The following is a 21,311-nucleotide window of genomic DNA, read 5'->3' on the forward strand; positions in this document are numbered from 1 at the left end:
ACGGGGCTGGAAGGATGGGGGAGTGCCGCTGTGGTTGGAGCTGCTCGATGCAGCCGGCCTCGGGGTGCTTCTCGTCCTGCTCTACGGCCTGCTCCTGGTCATCCGCCGTCGGGTGCTGTCTCGGCACGGGGGGACCTTCGAGCTCAGTCACCGACTGCGGCCCGGCGAGGAGCCGGGCCGCGGCTGGTTGCTGGGCCTGGGCCGCTACTCCGGCGAGGAGCTGGAGTGGTTCCGCATCTTCACCCTCGCGCCGCGGCCGAAGCGGTCCTGGAACCGCGCCCTGCTGTCCTACGACGGCGCGCGTGAGCCGGCGGGCCTCGAGCGCACCGTGCTCTACCCCGACCACGTCGTCGTCGAGTGCGCCAGCCCGCAGGGCCCGGTCGACCTGGCGATGAGCCGCGAGTCGCTCACCGGGTTCCAGTCCTGGCTCGAGTCGCGCCCGCCCGGGACGGACTGGTCGCGCTGAGCACCCCGCCCGTCCTCGCGGCCCGCAACGCCGTGGTGCTCGTCTTCGCGCTCAACGGCTTCCTGTTCGCCTCGCTGGCCAGCCGCATCCCCGACCTCCGCGAGGGCCTCTCGCTCGGCAACGGCGCGCTCGGCCTCCTGCTCCTCGCCATCGCCGTCGGCTCGGTGCTGGCCCTGCCCTCGGCGGGCGCCCTCATCCACCGCTGGTCCGCCGGGTGGGTGGTCCGCTGGGGATCGGTCTGTGCCGCCGGCGGTCTCGCCCTGGCCGCTCTCGGCGCCGGGGTCCTCGGCCTGACGCCGGTGGCGGGGGTCGGCCTGTTCGCCTACGGCGTCGGCACCAGCGTCTGGGACGTCGCCATGAACGTCGAGGGCGCGGAGGTCGAGCGCGGGCTCGGCCGCGCGATCATGCCGCACTTCCACGCGGCGTTCAGCATGGGCGCGATCGCCGGCGCAGCGGCGGGCGTGCCGATGGCCGCGCTGTCGGTGCCGCTCGTCGCCCACCTCGGAGCGCTCGGAGCCCTCGCCGTCGTGCTGTCCGCGCGCGGGTCGCGAGACTTCCTGCCGGCCGAGGAGGAGAAGTCCGACGCGCCGCGGGCCCGCAGCGCCTGGCTGGAGCCGCGCACGATCGCCATCGGCGTGATGGTGCTGGCCTTCACGGTCGCCGAGGGGTCGGCCGGCGACTGGCTCTCGCTGGCGCTGATCGACGGCTACGACGTCGCCCACTGGGTCGGCGTCACCGGCTACGTCGCGTTCGTGACCTCGATGACGATCGGGCGCCTCGCCGGCCCTGTGGTCCTCGACCGGTTCGGCCGGCCGCCCGTGCTGTGGGCCTCGGCGCTGCTCGCGGGGTCGGGGGTGCTGCTGGTCGTGCTCGGCGACCAGGTCGTGCTCGTCGCCGTGGGCATCCTGCTCTGGGGGCTGGGCGCTGCGCTGGGCTTCCCGGTCGGCATGAGCGCCGCCGCCGACGACCCGGCCCGCTCGGCCGCGCGCGTGTCGGTGGTCTCAACGATCGGCTACGGCGCCTTCCTGACCGGCCCGCCGCTGCTCGGCGCGCTCGGCGACGCGGTCGGCACGCTCGAGGCGCTCCTGGCCGTCGCCGCGCTGATGGTGCCCGCGGCCCTGACGGTCTTCGCGACCCGCGCGCCGGCAGGAGTCAGCCGGCGCTGACTACTCGAGGGCTCGGGTGCCGTCTCGCGTCCGCACGAAGAGCAGGCCGTGGGGGTCGCGCCAGAGGTAGGTGCCGGGTGGTCCGAGGGGCCAGTAGCGCCACCCGGCCAGGGTCTTGAGGCGGTGGTGGTGGCGGCACAGGGGTGCGAGGTTCATGCCCCGTTACTAATATGCCCTCCATGCCCGAGCCCCAGCGCGCCGCGATCTACGCCCGCATCTCCCAGGACACCGAAGGCACCGGCAAGGGTGTGGCCCGGCAGATCGAGGACTGCCGCAAACTCGCCGCCACCCTGGGTTGGCAGGTCGCCGGGGAGTACGTCGACAACGACCTCTCGGCCTACAGCGGTAAACGCCGCCCCGAGTACGAACGGATGCTTGCCGACCTGGCCGACGGGCTGATCGACGGCGTGCTGGTCTACCACATCGACCGACTGACGCGGCGGCCCATCGAGCTCGAGCACTTCCTCAACGTCGTGGACGCCGCCCGAGTCCAACACGTGAGGTTCGTGGCCGGTGAGACCAACCTCAGCACCAGCGATGGACTCCTGGTCGCCCGTATCCAGGCAGCGGTCGCGGCGAACGAGTCCGCATCGAAGTCCCGACGGGTCGCGCGCAAGCACCAGCAGAACGCTGCCGAAGGCAAGCCCCACCGGGGCAGCACCCGTCCCTTTGGCTACGAGAGTGACTTTGCGACTGTCCTGCCCGCCGAGGCCGACGTCTATCGCACCCTCGTGACGCGGTTCCTGGCCGGGGAGTCGACGCGCTCTCTGGCGAGCTGGCTCAACACCGAGCAGGTTCCCACGGTCACGGGCTCGGCGTGGACCACTAGCACCCTGAAAGGAATGCTCACCAACGCCCGCTACGCCGGACTACGCGTTCACCGTGGACAAGCCGTCGCGCCGGGCCAGTGGGACGCGATCATCACCGAGGACGAGCACCGCCGGATTCTGGCCAAGTTCGCTGACAAGAAGATCAGCGGACGACGCACACCGCAGCGCTACCTGCTCTCCGGGATGCTGCGGTGCGGCAAGTGCGGCAACCGGCTGTTCTCGTCGGCCCGTGTGATCCGAGGACGACCCAACCGGCGCTACGTGTGCATGTCCGGACCCGACCACGGCGGATGTGGACGCCTCATGGTCAGCGCCGACCCGCTGGAACGATTCCTCGCCGACGCGGTGCTGCACCGACTCGACACCCCCGAGCTTGCCGACGTCCTCGCCGGACGCAACAGCGCCGACGCACGCACTCAAGAACTCACCCGCGCGCTGGACGAGGACCAGCAGCGCCTCGACGACCTCGCCCAAGCTCACGGACGCGGCGACATCGACATGCGCGAATGGATGCTGGCCAAGAAGCCTGTCCAAGACCGGCTCGCCACCACCCAGCGACACCTGGCACAGATCACCCACACCGGAGCACTCACCGGCCTCGCCGGGACCGGTGCCGGACTACGCAGCGCCTGGGGCTCCCTCAACCTCTCCCGGCAGCACGCCATCGTCCAGGCTGTGATCGACCACGCCGTCATCGGACCCGGCACCCCAGGGGTCCAGGTCCTCGACCCCGCCCGCGTGTCCGTCGTGTGGCGCCACTGACCGCGCACCGGACGGGGCGCGGGTGCCGCTGCGCTTGCGCCCCCGCGCCCCGTCCGGTGCTGCGCCCAGCAGCGCCCCCACCCGCCGCACCACACCGGGCTCCGTCACCTTGACCGGAACCCCCTGAGCAGCACACGAGGCCGCAACCCACGACGCAACCTCAGCGTCGCTCACATGGCTCAGTCCCATCGGAACCACACCGCCGGCGGACCCTGCCAGTCCTCGACCTCAGCCGACGACCATGACTGCGCCGGCCGCGCACGCATCACCGCGTTGGCTGAGGAAAGCACTTCGCCCGACCAGCGGCCCCTAAACCGCAGAGCGCGTGGCTGATATCCCTGAGCCACATCGTAGCGATGCAGCCGCAGCGCCCGCGACGACTCGTCGGCCCCAAAGCTCTTGGTCACGTACTTCGCCAGATAGCCCGCTGCCTGCCGCGCCTCGTGCAGCGACGTCGCACCGACCGGCAGATCGCAGAGCCGCTTGATCGAGCTGAACCCGTGACCCCAGGTCGCGCGGATCAACCGATAGTTGACGTACTGGCCAAGCGCGAAGTGAAGGTGCAGGCCGTGATCGGTCTTGTGCCACTCAGGCACCCACACATACGGCAGAGGTCTGCCTCCGAGCGCCGAGCGCAGCGACCGGAAGAACCCCGCGACGTCACGACGCACCTGAGTCGGGTCATGGACCCCTTCGCCCCGATAGGTCAGCGTGCCGAACCGGTTGAGCCTGTTAGCTGCGCAGTAGCGACGCACCTTTCCCCGCGCCCGTCGCCCTGCCTCCGCGCGGGCGCGCTCCGGATTGGCCGCAGGCGTACCAGAAACCCAGGTTGTCCGCGGTCGATACGACGGGACGAACGCTCCACCCGCCTCGCCCGCATCGGGATAGAGAGAAAGAGACCAACCAGCGTCGGGACGACCCAACGCAGAAACAGGGGATAGAACCATCGAGGACCACAAGCCTTCGCGAGTCTTGGAAACCCGCGGCTCGTAGTCACATCCCGTACGGCGTCAACGGTTCATGCCGCCCGATCCCTCATTGATGTCAGTTGTAGCGCGGCCCATCTGGGGCTACGAGCGGGTGCCTCCCCAAGCACCGATCGGGTGGCAGCAAGGTTCGACTCGCACATCATGCAACCCGAAACCACGAATCACAAGGCTGTGATCTGCCTCGTGGGTCCGAGTGCTGGCGGGTCGGTCGGGGGCGCGCCGCCACCCCACCCGCACTCGTCCCTCGCGCGCGCGGGGACCCCCGCGACCCGAGAGACGCCCCCGCCCAAACCGACCCGCCAGCCCTCTCAGCGGATCCAACGAGTTTCGTTGCTACTTCAAGTCAAGGGGTCAGCGGCGCGGAGCGCCGACTATGGTGCGGTCACAAACCTGTGAGGACTTATGCCGACCTTCTTGACCATCGTTTCAAGCATCATGCCTGGTGCCCGCAGCGTGCGAGCGCCAGCGATCTCGGGACTTCTCTGGTCACTGTTCTTCTGGTTGTTGCTTTGGGACACCTTTCCAGCGGATAGCTCAGCCGAACGTTTCTTCGAGCAGATGTCATCCCTCACCGACTACATTGGTGTCACGGCAACACTGCTCATCGCTTCGACGTTGATCTTCGTGATTGGGGCGGCGTCTACTTTCGCCGTCAATACTCTCAGCGGTTGGGCGGGAGCTATTCAGCGACGCGCAGCCGAGTCCGTCGCGTGGCAGCGCCACGCTCATCGAGTGCGAAAAACCCTGGAGGTTCGCAAGAGGGCACTTGAAAGAGATGCCAACCTGATATCGGCCAACGAGACGGCCTCCCTCAAGGAATCAGTCGTCAAGTACTTGACGGGACGTAAATCCACTAACGCGAGCAACCTCAGTCAGGTCACCCGTCAGCTTGAGAAGTTCGAGCCCCTAGGAAAACATAAACTCCTTGAGCGGCTCTGGATTCCCAGGACCATTCTCACTGAGAGCGCGGTTGGCCAACTCCCCGGCAGCAGCGACATTGACGTGGCCTCCCGCATCGTCAAACACTCCTTCGCCAAGGCCGCTGAGGCACACGCAGAAAAGCTGGACTATCAAGAGTGGGACGCGGACGAATGGCCACCGGCCGAGTCTGAGAACGCTCTTCTTCAGGAGTTCGAGCCCGACCCACTGGACGCACTTAAGGCGCTGGACAACGATCTATTCGCGCAACTTGATCGAGAGCGGAGTGAGCGCGACCTTCGCCTAGCAATTGCTGCTCCACTAATTGCCCTGTCCGTTCTGGGCGTGGATCGACTAAGCGGCTGGTTCCTCATTGCAACGACAATTAGCGTTGGCCTCTTCTTAGCAAATTCGGTCTCGGCCCGCGGAGAGAGAGCCCGGGTGCTGAATCTCCTCCATCTTCGCGGTATCGAAACTCCGGCCATGCGTCAAGCAGAAGTACTTGCACGGGCCAGGGTCCTTCAGGACAAGCGCGACCATGCGGAGCGAGCCATCCGCGAGGAGGCTCGGGAACAACTCGTGAGCGCGATCGCAAAGACGGACCCTAACGTCTCAACCCACAGCGGAAGCAGCAGCCCCACCACGAGTGGCGACACGGCCCCCACGCAGTCATAAGAGGGCGTTCTAACAACTTGCGAGGTTGCAGGGGCAGGTCGGGCCGCCCTGGTCGTAGGGGGTGATGTGGTCGCAGTCGCAGTGGCGGGCTGGTCGGGTGCAGTGGGGGTGGACGCAGGTGCGGTCGCGGCGGTGGACGGTCTCACGGTCGCGCGCGGTGGGCGAGTAGCGCCACTCCGGATGGTCGCCGTGGCTGGAACCGTCGTCCGCGCCGCACCGCCGGACCGGCTTGATGACGAGCCGCACGTCGGGGCGGCCGGCCCATTGGCGGATGACCTGGTCGAGGTGGCTGCGCAGGTCGGCGTCGCTGACGATCGGGTCGAGGCTGAGCAGGTGCAGGTCGGTGAGCTCGAGGGTGGCCACGAGGTCGCGCGATCGGCTGGGTTTGGCGTCGTGGTCGCCGTCGAGGAGGGCTTGGGCGCGGGCGGGGTCGGCGAGGATGCCGAGGGCGACCGAGCGGCGTACGTCGAGGGAGTCGTGCTGGTGCTCAGGCAGCTGCGCGAGCACCGCCGCGACCGCGGACAGGGTCTCGTCGAAGGGTGCGAGGTCGGCCCAGTCGGCGCGGGCGTCCATGGCGGCGATGCCGGTGTGGTTGAGCGTCGCGGGGTCGATGGTGACGTGGCGGGCGTCGAGGGCCTCGAGCTGCTCGAGCTCGCGCTGCTCGGCGTGCAGGCGCAGCATCGCCTCGTCGACGAGCCGGTCGAGGACGACCGGCCCGATCGCCCGCGACTGCGTGACCCGCCGGACCAGCTGTTGGTCGAGGTAACCGCACACGTCGGCGGGCTGGCCGAGGACGGCCTGCGCGGCGCGGCGGGCGAGCCGGGCGGGGACCTGGCCGGCGCGGACCGCCGCCCAGAACCCGGGCAGCCGGTGCGCGAGCACGAGCGCGTCGCGCAACACGGCCTTGCCGCCCATGGTGGTCATGGCGTTGGCGGCGGCGAAGGCGGCCGGGGCGTCCCAGCGCAGGGCGGGCAGCCCGATCCACTCCCGCTCCTCCTCGTCCATCAGGTGGGTGGTGTCCTCCAGCCACGACGGTGCCTCGGCCGGCTCCCACGGCTCCTGCCCGGGCAGTGCGGGGTTGGCTGCGGCCCAAGCCAGCGCGAGCTCGAGGATCGAAACCTCGGCGGCCTCGGCCGTGGCGCGCGCCTCCCGCACCTGCAGCAGCAGGTCGCGCGGCAGGGGCGCGGTGTCGGGGAGGCGGTCGGCCGTCTGGGTCATCGTGCGGCCAGTCTAGTCGAACACATGTTCGAACGCAAGAGTCAATCGCACGCGAGCAGCTCGATGAGACGCTCCGCGTCATGGGGTGCGTAGCCCTTGGCGTCGTTGTCGAAGTAGACGTAGGTGTCCTGGCCCCAGCGCCGGATCGTGTCCGCCCAGCGCCGGAGCGACGCGTCGTCGTAGCCGCTCGTGTAGAGCTCCGCGTCGCCGTGCAGCCGCACGTAGCGGAAGTCCGCGGTGTCCTCCTCGACCTTCGGCCAGCGCCCGGCCGTGTCGGCGAGCACGGTCGCGATGCGGTGCTCGCGCAGCAGCGCGTAGGCCTCGGGCTGCTCGAAGGTCTTGCTGCGGAACTCCAGGGCGTAGCGGAGCTCGCGCCCGTCGGGGGTGGTGCGCGGGAGGATGTCGAAGAACGCCGCGAGCCGGTCGCCGTCGTAGCGGAAGCTCTCGGGCAGCTGCCACAGGATCGGCCCCAGCTTGGGCCCGAGCTCGAAGACGCCGGAGTCGAAGAACCGCTTCAGCGGCTCCTCGGCGTCGGTCATCCGCTTCATGTGCGAGATGAACCGGCTGCCCTTGACCGCGAACACGAAGTCGTCGGGCGTCTCCGCCCGCCACTTCTGGTACGACGTGGGCTTCTGCAGGGAGTAGAACGAGCCGTTGATCTCGATCGACGTGAGCCGCTCGGCGGCGTACTCGAGCTCGCGGCGCTGCGGCAGACCCTTCGGGTAGAAGTCGCCGCGCCAGCCCCTGTAGGACCACCCCGAGATCCCGATCCGCAGCTCTGCCACACCGGACGGGTACCCGAGGTGACCTCGGCCACTGCCCGGCGTGCCGCTTTGAGTGTCGGCGGGCCATCTGGGCACTGTGAAGAACGTGCTTCCCCTCGTGATCCCCGGTGCCGTCGTCCTGCTCGTCCTGCTCTGGGTCGGCCTCCGCCTGCTGTGGGCCGGCCGCCAGCTCGACGACGTCACCCCGACGGGCTCGAGCCGGATCCCCGTCGCGCCCTCGGGCAGCGTCGCCGCCAAGGTCGACCGCCGGCTCCAGGCCGCCCGTGCCGCCGTCGAGACACTGGTCATGCCCGAGGTCGAGCCGGAGGAGCTGCACCCGTCGGCGGGGGCGTTCCGCCTGCGGGCGCAGACCTACGTCGTCCTGGGGCTCGGGCTGCTCGGCCTCGCGGCGACGATGGTGGTCGGGTTCTTGCTGCTGGTGTAGGTCTGGGTTGGGCTGGGGCTGCGCTCGTGGCGCCGGTCGTGGTGGCCCCGGGGGCTGGCGCCCCCTCGGGCTGGGGCGGCGCGTCGCGGGCAACACCTTGCGCTCGCATCACGTAGCGCTACCCGCGCCGCGGCCAAGCCCCTTGACGCTCCGAGGGGGCGCCATCCCCCGGGACCACCGCCCACCGCCCTCGCTTCGTCATCACGGGTGGGGGTGGGCGGGCTCGTCAGCGCTGCGCGCCGCCTCGCCCGCGTCCGTTTCATGAGGCCGGAGCCAAGCGCGCGGCCGCCACACAAGCGTCCCAGGCAGGACTACCGCTCGCCGCCCGGCACCCACAGCACGTCGCCCCGCTCGCGGTTGGCGTACCTCGCCAGGATGAAGAGCAGGTCGGAGAGCCGGTTGAGGTAGGTGATGGCGAGGGGGTTCATCGCGTCGCCGTGCTCGGCGTGGGCGGCCCAGGCGTTGCGCTCGGCGCGGCGGACGATGGTGCGGCAGACGTGGAGGTGGGCGGAGCCGGGGGTGCCGCCGGAGAGGATGAACGAGCGCAGCGACTCGAGCGACTCGTTGTAGTGGTCGCACCAGCCCTCGAGCCGGTCGACGTAGGACTGCTCGACGCGGAGCGGGGGGTACTCCGGGTCGGGGACCACCGGCGTGCAGAGGTCGGCACCGACGTCGAAGAGGTCGTTCTGCACGTGCACGAGGACCGTGACGACGTCGGGCTCGAGGTCGCCGACCGAGATGGCCAGTCCGAGGTGGGCGTTGGCCTCGTCGACGTCGGCGTAGGCGTGGAGGCGCAGGTCGTTCTTCGAGGTCACCGAGTTGTCGCCGAGGCGGGTCTGGCCGGCGTCGCCGGTCCGGGTGTAGATCCGCGTGAGGTTGACCATGGGGTGCACGGTAGCCCGCACTCCATGCTTTGGGGTGAGCCCCACGACCTCGGCGGAGAGGACCTTGGAGAAGTCGCCGGGCGCGGCTGGCAACCTCCCGCACCGTCCAGGCGTCATAGTGGTGTGAGTCACGACACCTTGGAGCAGCCGGTGGACATCATGAGCGACGGCCCCGTCCTCGTGCTCAGCGGCGACCTCGACGTGCGCAGCACCATGGAGGTGCGCACCGCGGTCCGTGACCTCCTCGGCAGCTACGACGAGGTGGCGATCGACCTGAGCGGGGTCGAGAGCGCCGACGTGACCGCGCTCCGCGTGCTCGCCGCGGCAACCCTCCAGGCGATCCGCGACGGCCACCACCTCACGCTCCGCCAGCCGTCGCCCGCCGTACGCCGGATGCTCCACATGTCGCACCTGGCGCGGATCGTCGAGGTCGCTCCGCCGGCTGCCGGTGTCGGATAACCCACACGCCCAGCCGGTGACCGACCGGTAACACGCGTCCTACCCTCGAGGGATGACCGAGAAGGACCGCTCCCCTCACCACCGGGCCGACAAGGACAAGCCCTGGGTGATGCGGACCTACGCCGGCCACTCGACGGCCGAGGCGTCCAACGCGCTCTACCGCGGCAACCTCGCCAAGGGCCAGACCGGCCTGTCGGTCGCCTTCGACCTCCCGACGCAGACCGGCTACGACCCCGACTCGCCCCTGGCGCGCGGCGAGGTCGGCAAGGTGGGCGTCCCGGTGCCGCACCTCGGCGAGATGCGCACCCTGTTCCGGGACATCCCGCTCACCGGGATGAACACCTCGATGACCATCAACGCGCCGGCCATGTGGCTGCTCGCGCTCTACCAGGTGGTCGCCGAGGAGCAGAACCCGGAGCTGTCGCCCGAGGAGGTCGCCGCGCAACTGGCCGGCACCACCCAGAACGACATCATCAAGGAGTACCTCTCCCGCGGGACCTACGTGTTCCCGCCCGAGCACTCGCTGCGGCTGATCGCCGACATGATCGCCTACACGGTCCACCAGATCCCCAAGTGGAACCCGATCAACATCTGCAGCTACCACCTCCAGGAGGCCGGCGCGACGCCGACCCAGGAGCTCGCCTACGCGCTCTGCACCGCGATCGCCGTGCTCGACCAGGTGAAGGCGTCGGGGCAGGTCGACGAGGCGGACTTCGAGAAGGTCGTCGGCCGGATCTCGTTCTTCGTCAACGCCGGCGTGCGGTTCGTCGAGGAGATGTGCAAGATGCGCGCCTTCGTCGAGCTGTGGGACGAGATCACCCGGGAGCGCTACGGCGTGCAGGACCCCAAGATGCGCCGGTTCCGCTACGGCGTGCAGGTGAACTCCCTCGGCCTCACCGAGGCCCAGCCGGAGAACAACGTCCAGCGCATCGTGCTCGAGATGCTGGGCGTCACGCTGTCCAAGAACGCGCGGGCCCGCGCCGTGCAGCTCCCGGCCTGGAACGAGGCGCTCGGCCTCCCACGCCCGTGGGACCAGCAGTGGTCGCTGCGGTTGCAGCAGGTGCTGGCCTTCGAGTCCGACCTGCTGGAGTACGACGACATCTTCGAGGGCTCGCACGTGGTCGAGGCCAAGGTGCGCGAGCTGGTCGAGTCGGCGCGCGAGGAGATCGACCGCGTCCAGGCGATGGGCGGGGCCATCGCCGCGGTCGAGTCGGGCTACATGAAGGAGGCGCTGGTCAGCTCGCACGCCGCCCGGCGCGCCCGGATCGAGTCGGGCGAGGAGAAGATCGTCGGGGTCAACGTGTACGAGACCACCGAGCCCTCGCCGCTGACCGCCGACCTCGACGCCGCGATCATGACCGCGGACCCGGAGGCGGAGAAGAGCGCGCTCGCCAGCGTGGAGGCGTGGAAGGCCCAGCGCGACGAGGCCGAGGTCGAGCAGGCGCTCTCCCGGCTGGCCGAGGACGCCAAGACCGAGACCAACCTGATGGCCGCGACCTTGGCCGCGGCCCGCGCGGGCGCCACCACGGGGGAGTGGGCCGGCACGCTGCGCGAGGTGTTCGGCGAGTTCCGCGCGCCCACCGGCGTGTCCGGGGCGGTCGTCGCGCACGCGGGCGCCGAGCTCACCGCTGTGCGCCAGCGCGTCAAGGAGACCGGCGAGGAGCTGAGCGGCCGGCCGGGTGGCCGCCTGCGCCTGCTGGTCGGCAAGCCGGGTCTCGACGGTCACTCGAACGGCGCCGAGCAGGTCGCCGTCCGCGCGCGCGACGCCGGCTTCGAGGTCGTCTACCAGGGCATCCGCCTCACCCCGGAGCAGATCGTCGCCGCCGCCGTGGCCGAGGACGTCCACTGCGTGGGCCTCTCGATCCTTTCCGGGTCGCACATGGAGCTGGTGCCGGCCGTGCTCGAGGGCCTGCGGGAGGCCGGGATGGACGTGCCGGTGATCGTGGGCGGGATCATCCCCGACTCCGACGCCCGGCGGCTGCTCGAGGCGGGCGTCGCCGCGGTCTACACGCCCAAGGACTTCGGCCTCACCGAGATCATGGGCGGGATCGTCGACGTGATCCGCGCCGCGCACGGCCTGGGCTGACCGGGCACCTGATCCACACAAAACACGGCCGTGACGCGGGTCACGGGGCAAGGTAAGGCTGCCCTACGTTAACCTGTGGTCCGTGGGCAAGGCGAAGGTGCGCAAGCTGCCGAAGACGGAGTGCTGCGTCTCGGCCAAGAAGTGCGACCGCTGCCCGCTGCGGATGCTCAAGGAGGGCTCGCTGCCGGCCGGGTATACGGTCAAGAAGCGCAAGCTGGTCCGCCTGGACGGCAAGAAAGTAACGAAGAAGCGGCTCAAGAAGGCCGCCTGACGGCCGAGGAGGCCACCCGGTGCCCGCAGCCCGCTTCGTCGAGGCGCTCAACGCCCAGATCGGCAACGAGCTCTCCGCGCACAACCAGTACCTCGCGTGCGCGGTGCACTACGACGCCGAGACGATGCCCCGGATGGCGGCGTTCTTCTACGCCCAGGCGAGCGAGGAGCGCGACCACGCGCTGATGATGGTCCAGTACCTCCTCGACATCGACGCCGAGGTCGTGATCCCGGCCGTCGAGGCGCCGCAGACGAAGTTCGCCGACGTCGTCGCACCGGTCGCGCTCGCGCTGGAGCAGGAGAAGCGGGTCACCGAGCAGATCAACGGCCTGCTCCGCATCGCCCGCGAGGAGTCCGACTTCGCGTCCGAGCAGTTCCTCCAGTGGTTCATCAAGGAGCAGGTCGAGGAGGTCGCGACGATGCACGACCTCCTCGTGGTCGTGACCCGCAACCGCGACGACCTCGAGGACATCGAGGAGTACGCCGCCCGCGAGTCCGGCGCCGAGGGCAGCGACCCGACCGCGCCGCGGATCGCCGGCGTCTGAGCTCCTGCCATGGGCAGAGTGACCGTCGTCGGGGCCGGCGTCATCGGCCTGTCCTGCGCGCTGCGGCTGCTCGAGGCCGGTCACCGGGTCGACGTCCTGGCGCGTGAGCTGCCGCGGGAGACGACGTCGGCCGTCGCCGCCGCGATCTGGTACCCCTACCGCGCGTGGCCGCAGGAGCGGGTGCTGGCCTGGTCGCGGTCGTCGTACGCCGCGTTCGCGGCGCTCGCGGCCGAGGACCCCGACTGCGGAGTGGTGCTGCGAGAGGGCACCGAGGTGGGCCTGACCCGCGCGGAGAAGCCGTGGTGGGCCGACGCGGTGCCCGACCTGCACGAGACCCTCGACGTGCCCGCCGGCCACGACGGCGGCTGGGCGTTCACCGCGCCGGTCGTCGAGATGCCGGTCTACCTCGAGTGGCTGGCCTCGCGGGTGCTGGACGCCGGGGGCTCGATCACCCGGCTCACCCTGCACGGCCTGCCGAGCGCAGGTGGCGACGGCCCGACCGCCGTGGTCGACTGCGCGGGCCTGGGCGCCAAGTTCCTCGCGGCCGACCCGACGCTCCACCCGGTGCAGGGGCAGGTGGTGCTGGTCGAGCAGGTCGGGCTGGAGCGCTGGTGGCTGGAGAGCGGCTCGGAGGGCGGGCCGACGTACGTCGTGCCGCGCTCGCGCGACGTCGTCGTCGGCGGCACCGACGTCGAGGGGGAGTGGAGCCGGACGCCCTCGCCCGACGTGGCCGCGGCGATCCTGCGTCGCGCGCTGCGCCTGGTGCCCGCGCTGGCCGGCGCGGAGGTGCTCGGCCACAAGGTCGGGCTGCGTCCGGCACGCCCCGAGGTGCGGGTCGAGCGGGTCGGCGACGTGGTGCACTGCTACGGCCACGGCGGCGCCGGTGTGACGCTCAGCTGGGGCTGCGCCGACGAGGTGGTCGGGCTGCTCGGCTGATTGGGGATCGGCCCGCGCCCGCCGGTAGCCTCGGCCGGGTGTCTCGGTCCGGCAAGGTCGCCCTCGCGCTCGCGGCGTGCGTCGCGGTCGCGTGCGCCGTGCTGGGCCTGGAGGGTGTCGGCTCCACCGACCAGGTGGCCGATCCGGCACCGCGCAGCGCCGCCCGGCTCGCGGGCGACGGCCAGCCGCCGGCGAAGCGCCCCAACGTCATCCTGGTCCTCACCGACGACCTCGACACCTCGCTCATGCAGTACATGCCCCACGTCAACCGGCTGATCCGCGACCAGGGCGCCGACTTCACGAACTTCTACGTCGAGCAGTCGAGCTGCTGCCCCTCGCGCGCCTCGATCCTGTCCGGGCTCTACGCGCACAACCACGGTGTGATCGGCAACGTGTGGCCGCAGGGCGGCTACGACCGCTGGCGGCAGACCAAGCAGGACGACGACCTGCCCGTCTGGCTGGACCGCGCGGGCTACCGCAGCGCGATGCTCGGGAAGTACTTCAACGAGTACCCCTACCACCCCGGCAACCACCTGACCGACGAGCGGAAGGCGGAGCTCCGCGCGTTCGTGCCGCCGGGCTGGGACTCCTGGGCCTCGCCCGTGCAGGGCAACGCCTACGCGCAGGACCACTACCGGCTCAACGTCGACGGCACGGTCGACACGGACTTCCGCGAGGACTACCTCGACTCGTGGCTCGGCGACCGGGCGCTCGACCTGGTGGACGGCGCCGACGGCTTCGACTTCGGCGCGGGCGGGCAGTTCCTCTACTACGCGTCGTACAGCCCGCACACGCCGTACGCCTATCCGAAGGACCTGGAGGGCACCTTCGCGGACGCGGAGTACCCCCGCACGCCGGACTTCGACGAGGCGGACGTCTCCGACAAGTTCGGGCTCACCCGCGACCGCCGGGCGCTGACGCCCGCCGACGTCGCGACCATCGACGAGACGCACCGCAAGCGGATCCGGTCGGTGCAGGTGCTCGACCAGAACGTCGCCGAGCTCGTTCAGGCGCTGGCCGACCAGGGTGCGCTCGACGACACCTACCTGATCTTCACCAGCGACAACGGCTACCACATGGGCAACCACCGGCGTGAGATCGGCAAGTACACCCAGTTCCAGACCGACGTGCGGGTGCCGTTCTACATCCGCGGCCCCGGCATCGCGCCCGGCTCGACCATCGACGACCTGGCCGGCAACATCGACATCGCGCCCACGATCGCCGAGATCGCCGGCGCCCCGACGCCCGACGTCGACGGCATCTCGCTGCTCCCGCGCCTGCACGGCGGGCCGCCGCTGGCGCGGAAGTTCTTCCTCCTCGGGCGGGCGCTGACGCCGTCGAACACGACCTCGAACGGCCTCGAGGAGGCTCCCGAGACCGTCGTGGAGAACAGCCGCTCGAGCCGGCTCAACGACTTCACCGGCGTCATCAACGGGCGCTACAAGCTGATCCGCTACACGCACCTGCCGCACGAGGAGCTCTACGACCTCAACAAGGACCCGTTCGAGCTGGTCAACCTGCTCGCCGGCGGCGAGGCGTCGTACGCCGCGATGTCGCCGCACGGTCGCGAGGCGGTCGACACGCTGCGGGCCGCGCTCGACCGGCTGACCAGCTGTGCGGGGGAGACCTGCCGGTAGCCGGGCAGTTTCACCGGGTACCCGGTGAAACTGGTCCTGCCCGTGTGGAACTCCGTGCGGGAACCGCCAGTTTCGTCAGGGCAGGGCCCTGACCGCGACGACGGCCGAGGGCCTCAGGGCGCCGTAGAGGTGCGGGAAGGTCTCGTCCACGCCCGGCGCGGGTGGCTCCTCGACGAGCGGCGCGTCGAGCAGGTCCGTGTCGATCTCGAGCAGCACCAGCGGCTCGGCCACGTCGGCGTAGTACCGCTCGCGGACGCCCTCCCACTGGTCGGCCCGGCTGCAGTGGATGAACCCCTCCTGCTCGAGCGTCACGCCGAGGGTGCTGATGGTGTAGGCGCCGTCGCGCTGCGCCTGCTCCCAGTCCGCCGCCGTGGCGACGTGGTAGATCCGCATGACCTCATCGTGCCTGCACCGACCCCAGCCGACCCACCTGCTCGGCGTACCAGACGACGCCGGTGAGGTGCTCGCAGATCTCCCGCACCGTCCAGCTCGGCGTGCGCGGCCGGTCCCACTCGTCCGGCCCCGCGGCCGCGACGCGCAGAGCGAAGCTGCGCCCCAGCCGCCGGAGCCGCTGGCGGGCCTCGTCGAGGTCCTGCTCGGCGAACCGCGCCCAGTCGCTCTCGAACGTCGCCAGGCTCGCGTGCCACTCGTCCGGCTGGGTCGGCACCCCGGCCAGCATCGCCTCGACCTCGGCGAGGTGGTCGATCACGTGGTCGGCGATGCGGCGTACGGCCTTGTGCGGTGTGTAGACCCGGTCGCCGTCCTCGCTGACGCAGGGCCGCCCGTCCCACGCCAGCCACGTCTGGGCGATCGCGAGGCACTCCTCGACGGCCTGCTCCACCTTCGTGCCGGGGTTCTCGTCCATGCCTCGACGCTAGGACCGGGACGCTTCCGCCGGCATGGAAGCGTCACGAGCCCCCTGTGGACGGTTCGTGGCCAGATCGCGATGCCGAGCCGTCGTTACTGCTCATCAGTAACGCCGACTCGGCGGGCTACTCGTCAGCAGGAACGCCGACTCGCGGTCAGAAGAGGCGGTGGCTGGGGTCGTCGAGGCCGCGGAGGGCGTCGTAGTCGACGACCGCGCAGGTGATGCCGCGGTCCTCGGCCAGGACGCGGGCCTGCGGCTTGATGAGCTGGGCGGCGAAGATGCCGCGGACCGGGCCCTTGGTGGTCAGGAGGGGCTCTCGGTTGAGCAGGTCGAGGTAGCGGGTGAGCTGCTCGACGCCGTCGATCTCGCCGCGGCGCTTGATCTCGACCGCGACCGAGAGGCCGGAGGCGTCGCGGCACATCAGGTCGACCGGGCCGATGGCGGTGGGGTACTCGCGACGCACGAGCGTCAGCCCCTCGGCGAGGGTGGCCGGGTGCTCGGCCAGCAGCTCCTGGAGGTGCTTCTCCACGCCGTCCTTCTGGAGGCCCGGGTCGACGCCGAGCTCGTGGGAGGAGTCGTGCTGGATCTCCTCGAGCAGGATCCGCAGCGTGTCGCCGTCCTTGCCCGTGACGGTCCACTCGACGGTGCCGTCCTCCGAGACGCCCTCCTTGACCGAGCAGGGCGGCGACATCCAGTTGAGGGGCTTGTAGGAGCCGCCGTCGGAGTGCACCAGCACGGAGCCGTCGGCCTTGACCATCAGCACGCGCGGCGCCATCGGCAGGTGAGCGGTGAGCCGCCCCGCGTAGTCGACCTGGCAGCGGGCCACGACCAATCTCACGAGGGCCGAATCTACCGTGGCCGCGGCTCCCGCCCCTCAGCAGATGACCGCGACCACGGTCCCCTTGCCGCCGGCCCCCGGCGACGCGCCGTACGACGACGTCTTGACGACCACGAGGTGGGTGACCGTGCCGGTGATGCTCGAGCCCGCCTTGGTGACCTTGCTCGTCACGAGCGTGCCCATGTAGCTCGGCACCGTCGCCGGCGGAGCACCGCTGTTGCCCGGGTCGGCGGCGAAGGTCCCGCCGCAGGCCGGCGGCGTGCCGGGCGAGGTCGCGAAGCCCTTGAAGGCGTTCGGCGCGGCCCCGCCGCTGAGCGAGTTGTCCTTCTCCCACTGCGCGCCGAAGAACGTCACCGCCGAGCCGGTCGCGGCGTTGCGGTCGCCGATGGCGAAGGCGCCACGGCTCGGGAACGCGTAGACGATCACCGAGTCGGAGTCGGAGCTGGCGAGGTAGTAGTCGTCCTGGGCGAACTCCGAGACCACGCTCACCGGGCCGAGCGGCTGGGCGACCGCGGCGATGTCGCAGGCCGCGCGTCCGGCCGCGTCGGTGAGCGCGGTGCAGCTCTGCGCCGACGAGCCGGTGCCGAGGGTGAAGGTCACGCTCCGGCCGGCGATGGCCGGGGCGCCGTCGTCCTCGGTGAGGAGGGCCGACGCGTGCGCCGTGCCGCCGTCGAGGATGACGGTGTCGCCGGTGTAGACGAGCGAGGTCTGCTCGCGGGTGACCATGAACGTCGTGCTCGTCGAGCTGGGCTGGCTGCCCGCGTCGCCGGCGAACGACGCCGAGACGGTGTACGCGCCCGCCGGCTCCTGCGGCGTGATCGAGCAGGAGGCCCGGCCCGCCGCGTCGGTGACGGCGTCGCAGCTCTCCGAGGCCATGGAGAAGTGCACGGTCCTGCCGACGACCGGCGAGGCGTCGTAGGTGCGGGTGAGCGTGGCCCCGAGCGTGGCCGGGTCGTGGAAGTCGCCGTTCGTCGCGCCGTCGTAGGTCAGCGTCGTCCGGGCCCGCTCGACGGTCTGGGTCACCGAGCCCGAGCTCCCGTTGTGGGTGCCGCTGCCGGCGTACGTCGCTGTGATCGTGTGGCTGCCGACGGTGAGGACGGACGTGCTGACCGAGGCCTTCCCGGACCCGTCGAGGGTGCCGGTCCCGAGGGCCGTCCCGTTGTCGCTGAACTGCACCGTGCCACCCGGGGTGCCCGCGCCCGGCGCGACCGGGCCGACGGTCGCCGTGAACGTCACCGACTGCCCCAGCTCCGACGGGTTGTGCGAGGACGACACCGTGGTCTGGGTGTCCGACTTCTGCACGATCTGGCCGCCGGCCAGGGCACCGGAGCTGTCGAGGGTGTTCGGGTTGGTGCTCGTGAACGCCGCCGTGACCGGGTGGTTGCCGACCGTCAGCGTCGAGGTGCTGACCGAGGCGTGCCCGGCGCCGTCGACGGCTTGCGGGGCGCCGAGGTCGGCCCCGTCGACCTGGAACTGGACGGTGCCGGCGACCGCTCCACCGCCCGTCCTGGTGACGGCGGCGGTGAACGTGACGTCCTGCCCGAAGCTCGAGGGGTTGGCCGAGGACCCGATCCCGACGCTGCTCGGCTGGGCCGGCGGCGGGTTCACGTGGTGGCTCGCCGCCACGATGCCCGGGCACGGGCCGGTGTTGAGGATCGCGACAGCCACGATGGTGTGGTCGCCCACGTCGAGGCTGGAGGTGGTGAAGAACGCCTCCGTGTTGTCCTTCAGCGGCACCAGCGGCACGATCTCCGTGCCGAGGAAGCTGGCGCCGTCGAAGAAGTTCACCACCCCGACCGGTGACGGGCCCGTCTCCGCCGGCAGGCTGGCCGCGGCGAAGAACCGGAAGGTCGCGGGCTGACCCAAGGTGCTCGGGTTGCTCCTCGCCTGCAGGGTGCAGGCCGTCGTGATGGTGCCCGCAGCCGCCGGTGGCGACAGCGGACCGAGGAGCAGGGCGCCACCGACGAGGGCACCGGCCAGGAGCGTGGCAGAACCGTTGCGCGGGAGACCGACCATGGTGGCATCGTCCTCGGCGTGGACCCGGACGGCATGACCCCATTGGGCTATGTGCGTCCGCGGATCCGTGCGGCCCGGGCGTCCGACCTCCGGCACGTCGCGCCGATCGAGGACGCCGGCGGACCGCAGTTCGCGGAGCACTTCGGCGAGGCCGTCGAGCCGGTCCTGCTCAGCCCGGCGACGGACGGCCGGCACCGCGCCGCCGAGCCCGGGTTCCTCCTGGTCGCCGTCGGCGAGGACGACGAGCCGGTCGGCTTCGTGCACGTGCTGGAGCTCGACGGGCACGCCCACCTCGAGCAGCTCTCGGTCCACCCCACCCACCAGCGCCGGGGGATCGGCGCCGCCCTGACGCGCGCGGCGATCGCGGAGGCCCGCGCCCGCGGCTTCGACCGGCTCAGTCTCTGCACCTACCGCGACGTGCCGTGGAACGGCCCGTTCTACCGGTCGCTCGGGTTCGCCGAGGTCGCCGAGGCCGACCTCGCGCCGTACGAGCGCCGGCTCCGCGAGGTGGAGCGCGACCTGCGTCTCGACGTGAACGGCGTGCGCGTCGTGATGAGCATCGCACTCGGGTGAACACTCGCTAACCGGTCAACTAGGCTCCGGCGCATGACTGAGCAGGCCGCCCAGCCCCGCACGTTCTCGACCATCGGCGTCGTCGGACTCGGCACCATGGGTGCCGGCATCGCCGAGGTGTTCGCGCGCAACGGGTTCAGCGTCATCGGCGTCGAGGTCAACGACGACGCGCTGGCCCGTGGCCGGCAGCACCTCGAGCACTCGACGTCGCGAGCGGTGAAGCGCGAGAAGCTCACCGAGGCGGAGGCCGCCGAGCTGCTGGCCCGGATCACCCTGACGACCACGATGAAGGACCTGCACGAGGCCGACTTCGTCGTCGAGGCCGTCGTCGAGTCGCTCGAGGTGAAGAAGCAGATCTTCGCCGAGCTCGAGGGCATCGTCGCGCCCGACGCGATCCTGGCGACCAACACCTCGTCGCTGAGCGTCACCGAGATCTCGACCGCCAACGCCCACCCGGGCCGGGTCATCGGCGTCCACTTCTTCAACCCGGCGCCGGTGCAGAACCTCGTCGAGATCGTCCGCACCGTCGTCACCGAGCCGCAGGTGCTGGAGGACGTCACCGCGCTGGTCGAGCAGCTCGGCAAGAACCCCGTCGTCTGCGGCGACAAGGCGGGCTTCATCGCCAACACGCTGCTCTTCGGCTACCTCAACCACGCGGTCGCGATGTTCGAGGGCAAGTTCGCCTCGCGCGAGGACATCGACGCCGCGATGCGCTTCGGCTGCGGCTACCCGATGGGTCCGCTCCAGCTGCTCGACCTGATCGGCCTCGACACGGCCTACGAGATCCTCGAGACGATGTACCGCCAGGGCCGCGACCGCCTGCACGCGCCGGCCCCGATCCTCAAGCAGCTGGTCACCGCCGGCATGCTCGGCCGCAAGACCGGCCGCGGCTTCTACACCTACGACGGGCCCGACAGCCCGGTCACCGTCGCCGACGACCTCACGCCGAGCGCCGACGACCGCCCGCAGCTGCAGCACCACATCGCGAAGGTCGGCGTCGTCGGCACCGGCACGATGGCCGGCGGCATCGTCGAGGTGTTCGCCAAGGGCGGGTACGACGTCCTCTTCGTCGGCCGCAGCCAGGACAAGGTCGACGGCGTGACCGCCGCGATCACCCGCAACTTGGACAAGCAGATCCAGCGCGGCCGGGCGACCGAGGACGACAAGGCGGCCGTGCTCGCCAGGGTCACCGGGACGACCTCGCTCGACGACCTGCGCGACGTCGACATCGTCGTCGAGGCGATCGCCGAGGACCTCGCGATCAAGACCACGCTGTTCAACAACCTCGACGACATCTGCACCGGTGGAAATGGGGGGCGAGGCGCGATCCTGGCCACCACGACGTCCTCGCTGCCGGTCATCGAGCTCGCGCGGGCCACCGACCGGCCCCAGGACGTCATCGGCATGCACTTCTTCAACCCCGCGCCTGTGATGAAGCTGGTCGAGGTGGTCTCGACGGTGATGACCGACGACGACGTCGCCCAGACCGTCCGCGCGCTCTGCGACAAGGTCGGGAAGGTCGCGGTCTCGTGCGCCGACCGCGCCGGGTTCATCGTCAACGCCCTGCTGTTCCCCTACCTCAACGACGCGGTCAAGATGCTCGAGGCGCACTACGCCACCGCCGACGACATCGACACCGCGATGAAGCAGGGCTGTGCGCTCCCCATGGGCCCCTTCGAGCTCCTCGACGTTGTCGGCAACGACGTGTCGCTGGCCATCCAGCGCGAGCTCTACCTGGAGTTCCGCGAGCCGGGCTTCGCGCCCGCCCCGCTGCTGGAGCACCTGGTGACGGCCGGCTACCTCGGCCGCAAGACCAAGCGCGGCTTCCGGGACTACTCGGTCCGCTGATCGCGCGAGCCACGGAGCGGGATGGTCCGTGACGTCTGTGCCTGGAACCAGCGTTTCCACGGCTCGAACGTCAGGGACTATCCCGACCGAGCCACGTGCAGGTCGACTCCGGCCGTGT

Annotated in this window: 22 protein-coding genes; 13 read left to right on the forward strand and 9 right to left on the reverse strand. The window is 70.7% G+C overall.

Going from position 1 to position 21,311, the window contains the following annotated elements:
• Positions 1–22: 22 nt before the first annotated feature.
• Both G514_RS0105850 and G514_RS0105855 read left to right on the forward strand, forming a co-directional pair.
• Positions 23–466 carry a DUF2550 domain-containing protein gene (locus G514_RS0105850; protein ID WP_028651035.1) on the forward strand — a complete coding sequence of 148 codons (444 nt, stop codon included), beginning with the start codon at positions 23–25 and terminating at the stop codon, positions 464–466.
• A 32-nt stretch (positions 467–498) separates the two neighbouring features.
• Positions 499–1,632: an MFS transporter gene (locus G514_RS0105855; protein ID WP_245582114.1), complete on the forward strand. Its 1,134-nt coding sequence runs from the start codon at positions 499–501 to the stop codon at positions 1,630–1,632.
• Here the strand turns inward: G514_RS0105855 and G514_RS30140 are convergent, their stop codons facing one another.
• On the reverse strand, positions 1,633–1,788 hold the full coding sequence (locus G514_RS30140) for a hypothetical protein (protein WP_157544619.1): 156 nt from the start codon (positions 1,786–1,788) through the stop codon (positions 1,633–1,635). It lies immediately after the preceding gene.
• Between the two features lie 23 nt (positions 1,789–1,811).
• Between G514_RS30140 and G514_RS0105865 the strand changes: the two genes are divergently transcribed.
• On the forward strand, positions 1,812–3,224 hold the full coding sequence (locus tag G514_RS0105865; RefSeq protein WP_211222052.1) for a recombinase family protein: 1,413 nt from the start codon (positions 1,812–1,814) through the stop codon (positions 3,222–3,224).
• Positions 3,225–3,403: 179 nt separating this feature from the next.
• Here the strand turns inward: G514_RS0105865 and G514_RS29720 are convergent, their stop codons facing one another.
• Entirely contained in the window at positions 3,404–3,979 is a 576-nt protein-coding gene (locus G514_RS29720; protein ID WP_211222053.1) for a rolling circle replication-associated protein, read from the reverse strand.
• Positions 3,980–4,615: 636 nt separating this feature from the next.
• Between G514_RS29720 and G514_RS30145 the strand changes: the two genes are divergently transcribed.
• Positions 4,616–5,806: a hypothetical protein gene (locus G514_RS30145; protein ID WP_157544620.1), complete on the forward strand. Its 1,191-nt coding sequence runs from the start codon at positions 4,616–4,618 to the stop codon at positions 5,804–5,806.
• Positions 5,807–5,815: 9 nt separating this feature from the next.
• Here G514_RS30145 and G514_RS0105880 read toward each other — a convergent pair whose 3' ends face one another.
• Together G514_RS0105880 and G514_RS0105885 are read right to left on the reverse strand one after the other, a co-directional pair.
• Positions 5,816–7,024 carry an HNH endonuclease signature motif containing protein gene (locus G514_RS0105880; RefSeq protein ID WP_028650992.1) on the reverse strand — a complete coding sequence of 403 codons (1,209 nt, stop codon included), beginning with the start codon at positions 7,022–7,024 and terminating at the stop codon, positions 5,816–5,818.
• A gap of 41 nt (positions 7,025–7,065) precedes the next feature.
• A complete protein-coding gene (locus tag G514_RS0105885) occupies positions 7,066–7,809 on the reverse strand; it encodes a DUF72 domain-containing protein (RefSeq protein ID WP_028650993.1) in 744 nt (247 codons plus the stop codon).
• An 85-nt stretch (positions 7,810–7,894) separates the two neighbouring features.
• Between G514_RS0105885 and G514_RS31055 the strand changes: the two genes are divergently transcribed.
• Positions 7,895–8,233, forward strand: coding sequence for a hypothetical protein (locus G514_RS31055; RefSeq protein WP_157544621.1), 339 nt, complete (start codon positions 7,895–7,897; stop codon positions 8,231–8,233).
• A 311-nt stretch (positions 8,234–8,544) separates the two neighbouring features.
• On the opposite strand, the gene G514_RS0105895 is transcribed toward G514_RS31055, so the two are convergent.
• Positions 8,545–9,117 (reverse strand): cob(I)yrinic acid a,c-diamide adenosyltransferase, encoded by a 573-nt coding sequence (locus G514_RS0105895; protein WP_028650995.1) that lies wholly within the window; start codon positions 9,115–9,117, stop codon positions 8,545–8,547.
• Between the two features lie 159 nt (positions 9,118–9,276).
• On the opposite strand from G514_RS0105895, the gene G514_RS0105900 reads away from it, so the two are divergent.
• From G514_RS0105900 to G514_RS25160, 6 genes are all read left to right on the forward strand, one after another.
• Positions 9,277–9,576 (forward strand): STAS domain-containing protein, encoded by a 300-nt coding sequence (locus G514_RS0105900; protein ID WP_245582117.1) that lies wholly within the window; start codon positions 9,277–9,279, stop codon positions 9,574–9,576.
• A gap of 52 nt (positions 9,577–9,628) precedes the next feature.
• Entirely contained in the window at positions 9,629–11,662 is a 2,034-nt protein-coding gene (locus tag G514_RS0105905) for a protein meaA (protein ID WP_028650997.1), read from the forward strand.
• A gap of 82 nt (positions 11,663–11,744) precedes the next feature.
• Positions 11,745–11,933, forward strand: a complete 189-nt coding sequence (locus G514_RS0105910) for a hypothetical protein (protein ID WP_036563766.1) — start codon at positions 11,745–11,747, stop codon at positions 11,931–11,933.
• Positions 11,934–11,952: 19 nt separating this feature from the next.
• Complete coding sequence (locus tag G514_RS0105915; RefSeq protein WP_028650999.1) at positions 11,953–12,477, forward strand: ferritin; 525 nt, start codon at positions 11,953–11,955, stop codon at positions 12,475–12,477.
• 9 nt (positions 12,478–12,486) lie between these two features.
• Positions 12,487–13,413 (forward strand): FAD-dependent oxidoreductase, encoded by a 927-nt coding sequence (locus G514_RS0105920; RefSeq protein ID WP_028651000.1) that lies wholly within the window; start codon positions 12,487–12,489, stop codon positions 13,411–13,413.
• Positions 13,414–13,451: 38 nt separating this feature from the next.
• Positions 13,452–15,050, forward strand: a complete 1,599-nt coding sequence (locus tag G514_RS25160) for a sulfatase family protein (protein WP_051246913.1) — start codon at positions 13,452–13,454, stop codon at positions 15,048–15,050.
• 75 nt (positions 15,051–15,125) lie between these two features.
• On the opposite strand, the gene G514_RS0105930 is transcribed toward G514_RS25160, so the two are convergent.
• The 4 genes from G514_RS0105930 to G514_RS25170 all read right to left on the reverse strand — a co-directional run bounded on the left by G514_RS0105930 (position 15,126) and on the right by G514_RS25170 (position 18,772).
• The gene (locus tag G514_RS0105930) at positions 15,126–15,443 is read right to left on the reverse strand and encodes a DUF952 domain-containing protein (protein ID WP_028651001.1); all 318 of its coding nucleotides are present in this window, start codon (positions 15,441–15,443) and stop codon (positions 15,126–15,128) included.
• Between the two features lie 4 nt (positions 15,444–15,447).
• Positions 15,448–15,915, reverse strand: a complete 468-nt coding sequence (locus tag G514_RS25165) for a hypothetical protein (RefSeq protein ID WP_051246917.1) — start codon at positions 15,913–15,915, stop codon at positions 15,448–15,450.
• Positions 15,916–16,072: 157 nt separating this feature from the next.
• Positions 16,073–16,756 carry an endonuclease NucS gene (gene nucS, locus G514_RS0105940; protein WP_028651002.1) on the reverse strand — a complete coding sequence of 228 codons (684 nt, stop codon included), beginning with the start codon at positions 16,754–16,756 and terminating at the stop codon, positions 16,073–16,075.
• A 36-nt stretch (positions 16,757–16,792) separates the two neighbouring features.
• Entirely contained in the window at positions 16,793–18,772 is a 1,980-nt protein-coding gene (locus G514_RS25170; RefSeq protein ID WP_036563768.1) for an Ig-like domain-containing protein, read from the reverse strand.
• A gap of 18 nt (positions 18,773–18,790) precedes the next feature.
• Here G514_RS25170 and G514_RS0105950 point away from each other — a divergent pair, with 18 nt between their 5' ends.
• Entirely contained in the window at positions 18,791–19,345 is a 555-nt protein-coding gene (locus tag G514_RS0105950) for a GNAT family N-acetyltransferase (RefSeq protein ID WP_245582115.1), read from the forward strand.
• Positions 19,346–19,378: 33 nt separating this feature from the next.
• On the forward strand, positions 19,379–21,193 hold the full coding sequence (locus G514_RS0105955; RefSeq protein ID WP_028651004.1) for a 3-hydroxyacyl-CoA dehydrogenase family protein: 1,815 nt from the start codon (positions 19,379–19,381) through the stop codon (positions 21,191–21,193).
• Positions 21,194–21,311: the final 118 nt, after the last annotated feature.

This window comes from Nocardioides halotolerans DSM 19273 (genome assembly GCF_000422805.1).
In the GTDB taxonomy this organism is placed as follows: domain Bacteria; phylum Actinomycetota; class Actinomycetes; order Propionibacteriales; family Nocardioidaceae; genus Nocardioides; species Nocardioides halotolerans.

Excerpts from the sequence above, each read along its gene's own strand:
- G514_RS0105880 (WP_028650992.1), bottom strand. The coding sequence starts at position 7,024 with ATGACCCAGACGGCCGACCGCCTCCCCGACACCGCGCCCCTGCCGCGC.
- G514_RS30145 (WP_157544620.1), top strand. The coding sequence starts at position 4,616 with ATGCCGACCTTCTTGACCATCGTTTCAAGCATCATGCCTGGTGCCCGC.
- G514_RS0105920 (WP_028651000.1), top strand. The coding sequence starts at position 12,487 with ATGGGCAGAGTGACCGTCGTCGGGGCCGGCGTCATCGGCCTGTCCTGC.
- G514_RS0105955 (WP_028651004.1), top strand. The coding sequence starts at position 19,379 with ATGACTGAGCAGGCCGCCCAGCCCCGCACGTTCTCGACCATCGGCGTC.
- G514_RS25165 (WP_051246917.1), bottom strand. The coding sequence starts at position 15,915 with ATGGACGAGAACCCCGGCACGAAGGTGGAGCAGGCCGTCGAGGAGTGC.
- G514_RS0105905 (WP_028650997.1), top strand. The coding sequence starts at position 9,629 with ATGACCGAGAAGGACCGCTCCCCTCACCACCGGGCCGACAAGGACAAG.
- G514_RS25170 (WP_036563768.1), bottom strand. The coding sequence starts at position 18,772 with ATGGTCGGTCTCCCGCGCAACGGTTCTGCCACGCTCCTGGCCGGTGCC.
- G514_RS0105865 (WP_211222052.1), top strand. The coding sequence starts at position 1,812 with ATGCCCGAGCCCCAGCGCGCCGCGATCTACGCCCGCATCTCCCAGGAC.
- G514_RS0105930 (WP_028651001.1), bottom strand. The coding sequence starts at position 15,443 with ATGCGGATCTACCACGTCGCCACGGCGGCGGACTGGGAGCAGGCGCAG.
- G514_RS0105895 (WP_028650995.1), bottom strand. The coding sequence starts at position 9,117 with ATGGTCAACCTCACGCGGATCTACACCCGGACCGGCGACGCCGGCCAG.
- G514_RS30140 (WP_157544619.1), bottom strand. The coding sequence starts at position 1,788 with ATGAACCTCGCACCCCTGTGCCGCCACCACCACCGCCTCAAGACCCTG.
- G514_RS0105900 (WP_245582117.1), top strand. The coding sequence starts at position 9,277 with ATGAGCGACGGCCCCGTCCTCGTGCTCAGCGGCGACCTCGACGTGCGC.